The organism is Bartonella krasnovii (assembly GCF_003606345.3).
Classification (GTDB): Bacteria; Pseudomonadota; Alphaproteobacteria; order Rhizobiales; family Rhizobiaceae; genus Bartonella; species Bartonella krasnovii.
In genome coordinates this window covers 679338-691794 of record NZ_CP031844.2, presented here as the reverse complement: position 1 = coordinate 691794, position 12457 = coordinate 679338, and the positions used below count along the sequence as shown (strand labels likewise).

The window sequence follows — 12457 nt, the reverse complement described above, 5'->3', positions numbered from 1 at the left end:
TTGATTTATAATGATAATATAGCGTTATTCATATTGAATTAGAACACCGAATAACGTAAGATTTTCTCATTTCAAATCTGTTTATGTTGCATCAATTAAAATCACTCATTTGCACATCACAAGCGGGATGAGTGTGTGGATTAAATTTGTATAAGAAAGGAGTAAAAATGGTCCTTATGAACCGTCTTAATGCAAGATCTGTCGCAACATTGGGGGCTGGCAAATATAATGATGGTGCCGGCTTGCTTCTTCATAAGCGTAAAGATGGAGGTGCTCAATGGATTTTACGGTATACCCTTCACGGGCGGCGTCGTGAAATGGGCTTGGGCGCTTTAAGAGATGTCTCTTTAAAGCAAGCTCGCGAATGTGCAAACCAATGGCGTTCTGTTTTACGTGAGGGTCGTGACCCTATTAAAGAGCGCAACAAACAAAAGCGTGAAGCAATGCGTAATCTCCATTATTTAAAAGATATCGCGTTGGATGCTTTTGAAAGTCGTAAAGCTGAATTAAAAAATGATGGCAAGGCTGGAGATTGGCTTTCACCTTTAAAACTGCATATTTTACCAAAATTAGGCTGTCTGCCGGTTTCTGAGATTACCCAAACAAAAATACGCAATGTTCTTGCCCCTATCTGGCATATAAAAGCTGGAACTGCTCGAACAGCATTGATACGTCTTAATCTTTGTCTCAAACATGCGGCTGCATTAGGATTGAATGTTGATTTACAAGCAACAGAAAAAGCACGCGCTCTTTTAGGTAAACAACGCCATAAAGTCCAAAATTTACCAGCAATGGATTGGAGAGAGGTGCCCGCTTTTTATAAAACACTTTGTCAAAAAACAGCTATAACACAACTGGCTTTGCGCTTGCTTATTTTGACAGGCGTTCGTACCAATCCTTTATGTCATATTCATAAAGATCAAGTTGATGGGGATATATGGACTATTCCTGCTGAGAATATGAAAGGAAAACGGGATACCACAAAAGAATTTCGCGTCCCCTTATCAACAGAAACATTAGAAGTTTTAAAACAAGCGCGCTTGCTTTCTCGCAATGATTTCTTCTTTTCTGCAACCGGTCGCGGTCCCCTCGCTGCACGCTGTATGTCAAGGTATATGCAACAGGCTGGACTGAACGCCTGCCCGCATGGATTTCGCTCTAGTTTACGCGATTGGCTTGCTGAAACAACTGATGCCCCCTATGAGGTCGCTGAAACCATTCTAAGTCATACGGTTGGGGGCAAAGTAGAGCGTGCTTATCGTCGGACTGATTATTTAGAACAGCGCCGTGTCTATATGGATAAATGGGCGGCTTATGTTACAGGTCAAGCTTAAGATATGGGGTGCATAACCCCATTATCTGTGGATAACTTTCTCTCTCTCTTCTCTCATTCTTTCTCAATGAGACTCATAAATTATCACATCAGAAAATGGATAATAAAACACTGTTTTTTATAGACTAAATACCTTTCCAATGATTCGAAAATATGGTTAATAAATACTTATGATTTGTTCCCATTTTTTACTCTTGAAAGGAAATTATAATGACAGAAAACGATATTCTTTTAACTGACCGTGAAAGTGCAAAATTGCTTCATATGAGTGTCTCAACATTTCGCCGTCATGTGACCAATGGCTCTTTACCAAAACCTTTAAAATTTGGTTTTTTATCGCGTTGGTTACAATCAGATCTTTTGAATGTTATAGAGCAAGCGAAACAGCAACGTTATAACGACGTCGCATAAAAGAAAACCTTGTCACGTAAGGACGGACAAGGCTTTCCATTTTCACTCAAAGAATGAATAGCAAAATCCGTCCTATGGTGCAATAATCATAGGATAAAAAAACGTGTTTTCTTATATAAATGCTCAGGGCATCACAAATGCCTTGCGTGGGGTTTGGTATGGGCGTTATGGAAGTGCCCGTTGTCCAGCCCATGATGATCAATTGCCTAGTCTATCTCTTTCCAATGGACATGATGGGCGTCTTTTACTCACTTGTTATGCTGGCTGTTCTTTTAGAGAGATCATACAAGCGCTTAGAAGAATTGGCTTGCTGGGAAAACAAGCCTTTATTGATAAAGCTTATGATCATAGGCTTTCTTTCTCAAAACAGTTTTCTGCTGATCTCAAACGAGCAAAACAGAAAGCAGAAAAAGCAAAAGCAATTTGGCAACAAAGCCAACCGATTAAAAATACTTTAGCAGAAACCTATTTACGCATGCGGGGTATTACATGTGACTTATTTCCTTATTTACGCTTTCACGACAACTGTCCACACCCATTAGGAATGACACTGCCCGCGTTGGTGGCGCTTGTTAAGGGGGCTGGTTCCTTTGCCATTCATAGAACCTTTTTACAAGCCAATGGCTGTAAAACAGATCAGAAACCAGCCAAAGCCATGTTGGGGTCTGTTATGGGCGGTGCTGTGCATTTAAGCCAAGATAATCCAAAACATCTAGTTATTTGTGAAGGCATTGAAACTGGTCTTTCCTTGCTGTCTGGTTTGTTATCAGAGCCCGTGAATTTATGGGCGTCCCTTTCAAACCTATGAAAATGCAAAATAGATATAAAATATCTATTCTAACAGTATCTATTGAAGAAATAGTAAAAATGTATTACATTAGAATTATATTGTAACACATTAAGGGGTGGTAAAATGGCTGAAACAACATTTACCTTTCGCGTTGATGATGTATTAAAAAATGAATTTTCTAAAGCAGCAAAGGCATGCGATAGATCTGGTGCACAATTGTTGCGGGATTATATGCGTGAAATCGTAAAAGAACAAAAAGAAAAAAGTGCGCATGATTTATGGTTTCGGGAACAAGTCCAATTAGGAATAAATTCTGCTGATGCAGGCGATATAATATCTTCTGAAGAAGCGGAAGCAGAAGCAAGGGAATGGCGCTTAAAAACACAAAGTAAATTAGATAGATCAACTTTATGAAGCTAATTTGGACACAAGTAGCACACGTTGACCGCGAAAAGATACGTGAATACATATCACAAGATAATCCTTCTGCTGCCTTAAAGTTTGATCAACTTTTATCTGAAAAGGTAGAAAAACTTGTTAAATTTCCTACTCTTGGTCGTTTAGGACGAATTGTAAATACACGTGAACTTATTGTAAATCCAAATTATATCATGATTTATGATATTTCAAATGGCGTTGTGCGTATTTTACGTGTGCTTCATACAAAGAAAAAATTTCCCTAATCAATTGTATTTTTATTTATTTGGTAATTGAAGCAAATTATTTTTTACAATACTGCGCTCTGTATCAGTAAGTAATGATAAATTATTATTTTTCTAATGTGGCGAATATGATTAGCATAATTACTTTGCACATCACTTAGTTTTTTACTCGTAAAAATGATGATGACATTCTTGTCAAATGACGTCTGATTATCAATGATGTGACGGTCGAAAAACTTGGAGAATTGTTAAAAGACCCCCCCCGTGGTCTCTTAATGGTTTGTGATGAGTTATCTGGTTTTTTAGCAGATATGGAACGGAAGGAATATCAATCAGACTGTGGTTTTTATTTGAAAGCTTTTAATGGATACGGTGGATTTACCTATGACCGTATAGGACGTGGAACCATTTATATCCCTAATGCAACTGTTTCCATTATAGGGGGCATTCAACCTTCACGAATTATTCCTTTCATTAAAGAAATCCTCTACGGCAAAAATGATGATGGTTTGCTCCAACGGTTCCAGATGCTGGTGTGGCCCAATGAAATCGAAGAGCCGGACTGGATTGATAGGTATCCCAATCAAGACGCACAGCAAGATTATGAAAGGCTGTTTCGTTCTCTCTATGATAAGCCCCTTGGCTCACCAGAACACCCCATTACCATGCGTTTTTCTGCTGATGCTCAAGAGATATTTTGTGAGTGGTGGAAAAGCTTTCAGAAAAAAGTAAAGAAGAGTCATTTCTCTGACCCCTTACAAGCGCATCTTTTGAAAATGCCAAAAACCATAGCAAGCCTTGCCTTGATTTTTGAACTGACCGAAGGGGGGCGTTTTGAAATTGGACTCTATGCCATTACAACAGCCTTGCGTTGGAAAAAATATCTTTTAAGTCATGTAAAAACGCCTCTATGGGGCGGTAGATAAATTAGCAGCAGAGCGTGCAAAATTGATTGTCGAACGCTGTGATTGTTTACAAGATGGCTTTACTCTACGTGATATTTATAAGCGCGATTGGAAAAGTTTAAAAGATAATGAAACCGTTAAGCAAGCTTTAGAGCTTTTATGTCGTTGTAACTATATTCGTGAAATCTCTGGAGACAATAGCTCTCAAGGCGGTCGACCTACCATACGTTATGAATGGCACCCCTTAGTGAAAATTCATAAGACATCACACTGAGACAATTGTGAGATTTTTAAAGCTTTGAACTATTAGTTTTAGAGGTTTAGGGGGGGGACTTTTACCCATTATTATTTTATTTTTTAATCAAGAATAAAAGTTGTTATATTTCAATGTGTTAAGATTTATGATTTTTCCAAAAAACAACCTATATCGACAATGCAACTTATAAATTCAACTGATAGAATATACTATGGGGAGTTTTGTAGGGGTTTTGGGAGTTTTTAAAACAGACAAAACCTATCAAAATGATCATTCTGATGTTTTTAAACACATAGTGCATTTGTCTTGAATGATGTGTGAAACGAATAGCAAATTCCACTATTATGCTGCTTATAAATATTATTTATAAAATTTAATTTTAAGAAATTTATGAGTTTTCGTGTGTTTTTGTCTCATTTTGTTATCGATATTTATTTTGAATCAATTTAATAGACTTCATTCCGTTTCTTTATGATCTTTGATCATACCGTGCCACAATGGAGTTTATCTTAATATGCTTCAATCTGTTAAGTCTGATAACAAACAAGTCACTTTACGCTCTCTCTTAGAATTCTACCGTGAAAAGGCTAAATCACCCCGTGAATTGGGAACGCTGTTTGAAAATCTTGTGAAGGATTATTTCTCTGAAGACCCCTTACAAAAGCAGGAATACGAAAAGGTTCAGACTTATTCGGAATGGGCTGAGGAACATGATGAAGATAGGCGTGATATCGGCATTGATCTGGTCGCTACAATCCGTGATCAAGGAGGATATGCGGCTATTCAATGTAAATGCTATGATGCTGCTCACATCATTAAAAAAGAAGATATTGATAGCTTTATCGCTGCCTCTGGAAAGAAAATATTCACCCGTCGTATTTTGGTTGATAGCACCGAAAGCAATTGGAGTGATAATGCTAACAACACTTGTGATGGTCAAGAAGTTCGTATTCAACAGATTAATCTGTTTGATTTAGAAAACAGTCAAATTGATTGGGGGGCTTATAAAGAAAGAGGACAAGCTGTCCTTAAAGAGCAACCCAAAAAAAAGCTTTTAGATCATCAGATAGAAGCGCTTGAAAGAGTTTGTGAAGGGTTACAAGAAGCAGACCGTGGCAAGCTTATTATGGCATGTGGAACGGGCAAGACGTTCACCAGTCTTAAAATAGCAGAGGCTCTCGCCGGAAAAGGCAAGCGTGTATTGTTTTTAGTGCCTTCCCTTGCTTTGATGTCACAAACAATCCGTGAATGGACCCTTGATACAGAAGTGCCCTTACGTTCCTTTGCCGTGTGTTCGGATACACAAGTAGGCAAACGTCGTAAAAGTAAACATGATGATGAATCTGGTCTCGATGCTTCTGATCTGGTTTTACCGGCTACAACGAATTCACAAGAACTTGCGCGTAAAGCTAATAAGATCTCTCTTGATGTGATGACCGTGATCTTTTCGACCTATCATTCCATTCAAGTGATTTCCGATGCGCAAAAGGAATATGATTTACCCGAATTTGATCTGATCATTTGTGATGAAGCCCATAGGACAACGGGGGTTGTATTGGGAACAGACAAGCATGAATCTGAATTTATCAAAGTTCATGATAACAGCATTATTCGAGGAAAAAAACGCCTCTACATGACAGCAACCCCTAAGATCTTTAGTGACAAGCTAAAAAGGAATGCTGTCTTCTCCAATAACGTTTTGGTGTCCATGGATAATGAAAAACTCTATGGCAAACAACTTTACACTTACAGCTTTTCACGTGCTTTAGAGGATAAGCTGTTATCACCTTGTAAAGTTATCATATTAGTTGTTAACGAAGAGGAAATAAGCCAATCCATTCAACATCTTATTACCGATAAGGATTATGAACTTATTCTTGATGATAGGACCAAGATTAATGGCTGTTATAGAGCCCTTACCAAAATGGATCTGAAACTTGATCTTGAAGATGACCCCAAGCCTATGCGCAGAGCTTTGGCTTTTTGCAAAGATATTGAGACTTCTAAACGTATATGCAAAAGATTCAAAAAAGAAAAAGTGCAAGAATCTTTACGCGCTCTTCATAAAAACTATAAAGATATTCCCCCTCTTAACTGTACCCTTGCCCATATTGATGGAACCTTTAGTGCTAAAGAGCGTACAAAACAACTTGACTGGTTAAAGGAAGATGCGGGGGAAAATACTTGTCGTGTACTCACCAATGTACGCTGTTTGTCTGAGGGTGTTGATGTTCCTGCTCTTGATGCCGTTCTATTTTTACACCCGCGCAAAAGTCAAATTGAGATTATTCAAGCGATAGGACGCGTCATGCGTCGAGCGGAGGGTAAAAAAAGAGGCTATATCATTCTACCCATTGGGATACCCGCTGATATTCCACCGGAAATAGCCTTAGAAAAAAACCAAAAGTATAATGTCATTTGGCAAGTTCTCAATGCTTTACGTGCCCATGATGATAACTTTAATAAAATAATTCACCATATGCACAAAAAACAAGACGTAAGCCATGCTCTTGAAATTGTTGCTGCTTCTCAAGAACTTGCGTTAGAAGATACGACCACGGTTATTGATGATTTACCTACACGCTCAAAATTAGAATATTCAGGACTTAATATTGGGTTAGCAACTTATGAACCCTCTCAAACAAACGAAGTACAAGGAGAACTCCCCCTTTTTTCTAAATGTAAAGATGTCATTAAAACTGCTATTGTTAAGAGATTTTACGACCCTAGCTATTGGAAAAAATGGGCAATAAATGTTGGTGATCTTGCTCAAACTCATATCACACGCTTAACTGAGGTTTTAACAAAATCAGAAACTGAAACACGGCGGGTGTTTAATGATTTTATGACCGAATTGCGTAGCAATTTAAATACAACTATCTCTGAACAAAATGCGATTGAAATGCTTGCGCAACATCTTGTGACGCGTCCAGTCTTTAATGCTTTATTTGAGGGGCATCAGTTTGTTCAAGAAAATCCCGTATCTTGTGCTTTACAACGTGTACTCAATGCCCTTGATAAGTTTACTCTTAAAGAAGAAACTCAAGATCTCAACAATATTTCTAGGAGTATACAATTTTACACGCGTGGAATTACCACTCTTGAAGCACAACAAAGCTTAATTGTAGAGCTGTATAATGAATTTTTCCGTTATGCTTTTCCACGTACAGTAGAAAAATTAGGAATTGTTTATACCCCCATTGAGGTTGTTGATTTTATCATTCATTCTGTTGATGATGTTTTACGCAATGAATTTGGAAAAAGTCTAGGATCACGTGGTGTTTCTATTCTTGATCCTTTTACGGGTACTGGTACCTTTATCACACGGTTGTTACAATCAAATCTTATAAAACCAGAAGACATGGAATATAAATACCGTTATGATATCCATGCTAATGAGATTGTCTTGCTAGCCTATTACATAGCAGCCATTAATATCGAAGCAACCTATCATGGTCTTATGAAAGGGAATTATATTCCGTTCAAGCATATTGGTTTAACTGATACATTCCAAATGCTTGAAAGGAAAGACTTGTTACAAGAACTATTTAAAGAAAACAGTGAATATTTAGAACATCAAAAAAATCTGAATATCGAAGTTATCTTTGGCAATCCTCCTTATTCCACAGGTCAAAAAAGTGCTAACGACAATGCAAAAAATACTCCTTATCCACTATTAGATAATCGTATCCGTGAGACTTATATAGCTCAATCAAAAGCAGTGAATATGCGAAATCTTTATGATAGCTATATCCGCGCTATTCGCTGGGCAAGTGATCGTATTGATAATGCTGGAGTAATCGGCTTTGTTTCTGGTTCTGGTTACATAGAAAAGCCAACAATGGACGGTTTACGAAAATCTTTAGCCAAAGAATTTACGAGTATTTACGTACTTAATTTACGGGGGGATATTCGTAAAAATATGTTAAGCAATGGGAAAGCTCAAGAAGGAGAGAATGTTTTTGGTAATGGTAGCATGACGGGTATTGCGGTAACGCTATTTATCAAAAATCCCAATGTTTCTGGAGATTGTAAAATTTACTATCATGACATTGGTAATAATCTCACAACAAAAGAAAAACTTACAGCTCTCGAGTATTTTGGTAGTGTTGGCGGCATTACGGATAAAAAGGGCTGGCAAATCATTACACCAGACAAACATAGTGATTGGATAAAGCAACGTGACGAAAGTTTCAAAACATTCTTAACTATGGGTGTCAAAAAGGGGCATGATAAAAAGCTCTTTGAAATTTATTCTCTTGGTGTTTCAACCAATCGTGATGCTTGGGCGTATAACTCAAGCCGTGAAACTGTAAAGAAAAATATGAATAACATGATTGCCTTCTATAATAGCGAGGTAAAACGTTTTAATAATAGTTATCCACATACTGACCGTAGAACACTTACAAAAGTTGTAGATAATTTTGTCAATTCCGATGAAAGTAAAATCAGTTGGAGTCTTAATCTTAAACAACATTTAGCTAGAGAAAAGATTTTGGAATTTGAAGAGATATGCATCACTCAGAGCTTATATCGCCCTTTTACGAAACAGTGGCTCTATTATGATAGAACCTTTAATGAAATGGTCGCCAAAATGCCATGCATATTTCCAATAGGACAAACAATTGAAAATAGAGTGATACAAATTACAGGAACAGGAGCAAGAAGTGGTTTTTCTGTACTGATGAGTAAGGATTTACCTAACCTTCACGCAATAGATACAGGTCAATGCTTTCCAAGATATATTTATGAAGATACTATGTTTTCAAAAAGTAAAAGTGAGAAACAAACCCATTTATTTTCAAATACTACAGAGAAAAACAAAACAACTGGTTTACGCAGGCGTGATGCCATTACGGATGAAGGGCTAGCACATTTTAAAGCGGCTTATCCTAATGAAACCATAACAAAAGGTGATCTATTCTATTATGTTTATGGAATTTTACATTCGGAAGATTATCGTACTCGTTATGCTGATAACCTCTCTAAAGAATTACCTCGTATCCCTTGCGTAAAAAGCGCTGATGATTTTTGGATGTTTGTTACAGCAGGGCGTGAATTGGGTCATTTGCACGTCAATTATGAAGATGTGGAACCTTATCCAGTGACCTTTAAAAAAGGCAATCCAAAATTAACTGATATCTCTAATCCAGAAAAATTTTATTACGTTACAGAGATGAAATTCGCAAAAATTAAGAATAGTAAGGAAAACGATAAATCCACTGTTATTTACAACAGCAACGTCACAATAACAGATATACCTAAGGAAGCTTATGAATATATTGTGAATGGTAGACCCGCCCTTGAATGGGTTATGGGTCGTCAATGCGTAAAGACTGATAAAAAGAGTGGTATTGTTAATGATGCTAATCGCTATGCTGTTGAAACAATGGGGAACCCTGCTTATCCATTAGAATTGTTTCAAAGAGTTATTACCGTAAGTTTAGAGACAATGAAAATCGTTAAAAACCTACCAAAATTAGAAATGAGAGAAACTGAATAAACTTATAAAGCATGTTCACATAATGGGCATGCTAATCTTATAAGGGGTATAGAACTTTCTATACCTCTCTTGTTAAGTTGATTATCTACAATCTTAAAAGGAGTGTTTATATGCGTTATTCTAAAAAAAGAACATTTGCACTTTTAAACACCGTCATTTGGATTGCTTTAAGATTTTTTAAAAATCCCATTTTAAATAGAATACGCTTCTTTTGGATTACCTTTAAAAGGTTATACCGTAATCTAAAATGAGTGCTTTATTGTTTTCAAAAGCTTTGTTTAAAGAGAGTTATGTATATTCATTTTACTTATAGGTTTTGTAGGTTCTTAAAACCCCTAAAACCCCAACAAAACCCCTTTTTATATATATTATAGATTGTATTTAAGGATTGTATTTAATATAGGTTGTTTCTTTAAAACATTAACACATTGAAATATAATGATTTTTATTTTGGATTAAAAAATAAAATAATACGTACAAAAAGCACCCCCAAAACTCATAACCTAATGATCTTGATAGCATTTCTTATGAAGATAAACTGTCTTTTGAAAGGCTTTAAAGGATCACATGTTTTTTTAAGACGTGTTTTAATCATTCTCTAAAATTATAAGTTTATCCATTAGTGAACTGATAAAAATTCATTAAAGGGATTTGGATAACATAATCAGTTTTCATTTTCATACGCTTTTCATAAAGCACATTTTAATCACTCACTAAAATAATCATTTTGTCAGTTCAATTTACTGACACATAACTGACAAGTTTTAATCAATTCACATCATTGGCTATCTTTAAAGATTGTACTCTTGATATAAGTTATGTTTTAAAGATATTAACATATTGAAATATATTGATTTTAATTTTTTACCATTCAAAAAAATAATAGAGGGTCTAAAAAGAACTGACAAAAATGACAAAAGCCTATTAAAAGGAATTTTACTGATCTCTATAATTATCAATCTCTCTTTAGATGTTTTCATAACAGTCTATAAATTACAATTATCCTACTTATCGTTTCTCTTATGAAAATGAAAAATAATGCCATAGCTATAAAGCATATAACAGCTATAGAAAATGCGTAAAAACAGCAGCTTCAAATAACTAAACTGTAAATGAACGCATTGATTATAAAGAGAGTACCTATAAGAGGCTATTAAATTTTAAATGTATTACAAACAAAATTCACAAAAAAATTTAAATTCATTTAGTAAAAAAACTGATAGGTTATAAAGATAAAAATACGCATTATGAGAGCCTTTTTAAATATTATAGATGTATAGATTCAAAACATAACGCAATCGTTTCATAAAGCCCATAATATAGCTTTAAACGCATATAAATATAAAAGAAGCAATTCATAATCATAAGATATTATCAATACACAACGTATTTAAAAAATACAAAAAAATATCAAAAAAAGATAAAATATTATTTAACAATAAATACGTATTTTGTTATATGAAGACGATACGCTAATTTTTGTATTGTTATCCCCATTTCTTCTAAAAAAGCTACTTTTAGAACTTCACTAGAATGGGCGGGGTTATGCGTCATTTGTTTTCATTCCTTTCATCAATGGTAATCTTGATAATCAACAAGCTCCACATCTGTTCCGATAAAGCGAAAAATAACACGCCAATTTCCATTCATCTTAAAAAGTATATTACTCTTTATGCGCATTGGGAACGGCTTTTCTAGATCCTAGTAAGCTGAATATATAGCCTTGTCCGATTAGAACTCCAAAAATCGTAACAAAAACGCCTATGATTTGCATGATTTGAGGGATGAAGCCGAACAGGATTTGCACCAATAAGGCTGAAATAGGTACAAAATTGAAAAATATCGCCGTCTTACCCGGACCTCGGATCGCTATTCCAATATTCCAAAATAGGTAGGCTAAAACTGATCCTGCAACCCCTATCCAAAGGAGTGCGAATAAACTAGCGCCGGACATAGACATCGTTTCTTGAAGAGGGGATTCGAATAAAAAGGTTAGGATGCCAAGGGCGATGGTGCCAGAAAGCATCGTCCAGCTTGTTGTTTCAAGCGGGGTTGCGTTCTTGACAAATGACCGCGTGCCCACGGTATAGAACGCCCAACCAATGGAACCTAAAAGAATCATAATATCTCCTTTGGCAAAGGAAACATGGTTAGACAAAAATCTCCCATTTGTTATGACTAAATAGACCCCGAACATGCTAATGAGCATCCCTATAACCCTCTCACAGGTTGGGAAAGATTTATTCATGATAGCTTCAATAATATTAGCACTAATAGGGGTTGTCGCCATGATGAGGGAGGCTGTTATGGGATTTGACGTTTGCAAGCCAACAAATAAAGCGCCATTAAACCCTGCCACACCGATAATCCCTAGGAAAATATAAGAAATAAAATTTTGCGATAAAACATGCCACCGCAAGCCTTCTTTGAAAATCATAATTAAAAATATGGCGATTACGGCAATGAGAAACCGCTCAAAAGAAGCTGTCCATGGAGAAACAGTCGTTAAAGCTATCTTAGTGGCTTGGAAATTGGAACCCCAAAAAAAGGTTCCTACGAGGGTTAAGACAAGAGCTATTCTGGGCGTGATTTTCATT

General features: G+C 36.1%; 6 protein-coding genes and 4 pseudogenes. 7 read left to right on the top strand and 3 right to left on the bottom strand.

Annotation, left to right across the window (positions count from 1 at the left end; all coding sequences use genetic code 11):
• Positions 1–167 precede the first annotated feature (167 nt).
• The 7 genes and pseudogenes from D1092_RS02815 to D1092_RS02785 all read left to right on the top strand — a co-directional run bounded on the left by D1092_RS02815 (position 168) and on the right by D1092_RS02785 (position 9860).
• Positions 168–1334, top strand: coding sequence for a tyrosine-type recombinase/integrase (locus D1092_RS02815; protein WP_120122090.1), 1167 nt, complete (start codon positions 168–170; stop codon positions 1332–1334).
• A gap of 209 nt (positions 1335–1543) precedes the next feature.
• Positions 1544–1744 (top strand): helix-turn-helix transcriptional regulator, encoded by a 201-nt coding sequence (locus tag D1092_RS02810; protein WP_007347430.1) that lies wholly within the window; start codon positions 1544–1546, stop codon positions 1742–1744.
• Positions 1745–1847: 103 nt separating this feature from the next.
• A pseudogene (locus D1092_RS02805) lies at positions 1848–2543 on the top strand (DUF7146 domain-containing protein); the annotation flags it as partial.
• 114 nt (positions 2544–2657) lie between these two features.
• The gene (locus D1092_RS02800; protein WP_120122088.1) at positions 2658–2948 is read left to right on the top strand and encodes a CopG family ribbon-helix-helix protein; all 291 of its coding nucleotides are present in this window, start codon (positions 2658–2660) and stop codon (positions 2946–2948) included.
• Complete coding sequence (locus D1092_RS02795; RefSeq protein WP_120122087.1) at positions 2945–3217, top strand: type II toxin-antitoxin system RelE/ParE family toxin; 273 nt, start codon at positions 2945–2947, stop codon at positions 3215–3217. The genes D1092_RS02800 and D1092_RS02795 overlap by 4 nt, the downstream gene beginning before the upstream one ends.
• Before the next feature lie 182 nt (positions 3218–3399).
• A pseudogene (locus tag D1092_RS02790) lies at positions 3400–4375 on the top strand (DUF3987 domain-containing protein); the annotation flags it as partial.
• Between the two features lie 496 nt (positions 4376–4871).
• Positions 4872–9860, top strand: coding sequence for a DEAD/DEAH box helicase (locus tag D1092_RS02785; RefSeq protein ID WP_120122086.1), 4989 nt, complete (start codon positions 4872–4874; stop codon positions 9858–9860).
• A 1449-nt stretch (positions 9861–11309) separates the two neighbouring features.
• On the opposite strand, the pseudogene D1092_RS10020 reads toward D1092_RS02785, so the two are convergent.
• The 3 genes and pseudogenes from D1092_RS10020 to D1092_RS02775 form a co-directional block, all read right to left on the bottom strand.
• A pseudogene (locus tag D1092_RS10020) lies at positions 11310–11414 on the bottom strand (helix-turn-helix domain-containing protein); the annotation flags it as partial.
• 18 nt (positions 11415–11432) lie between these two features.
• A pseudogene (locus D1092_RS09785) lies at positions 11433–11510 on the bottom strand (type II toxin-antitoxin system RelE/ParE family toxin); the annotation flags it as partial.
• A 13-nt stretch (positions 11511–11523) separates the two neighbouring features.
• Entirely contained in the window at positions 11524–12456 is a 933-nt protein-coding gene (locus D1092_RS02775) for a DMT family transporter (RefSeq protein WP_120122085.1), read from the bottom strand.
• Position 12457 lies beyond the last annotated feature (1 nt).

Coding starts and splice junctions, on each gene's coding strand:
- D1092_RS02815 (WP_120122090.1), top strand. CDS start 168: ATGGTCCTTATGAACCGTCTTAATGCAAGATCTGTCGCAACATTGGGG.
- D1092_RS02810 (WP_007347430.1), top strand. CDS start 1,544: ATGACAGAAAACGATATTCTTTTAACTGACCGTGAAAGTGCAAAATTG.
- D1092_RS02800 (WP_120122088.1), top strand. CDS start 2,658: ATGGCTGAAACAACATTTACCTTTCGCGTTGATGATGTATTAAAAAAT.
- D1092_RS02795 (WP_120122087.1), top strand. CDS start 2,945: ATGAAGCTAATTTGGACACAAGTAGCACACGTTGACCGCGAAAAGATA.
- D1092_RS02775 (WP_120122085.1), bottom strand. CDS start 12,456: ATGAAAATCACGCCCAGAATAGCTCTTGTCTTAACCCTCGTAGGAACC.
- D1092_RS02785 (WP_120122086.1), top strand. CDS start 4,872: ATGCTTCAATCTGTTAAGTCTGATAACAAACAAGTCACTTTACGCTCT.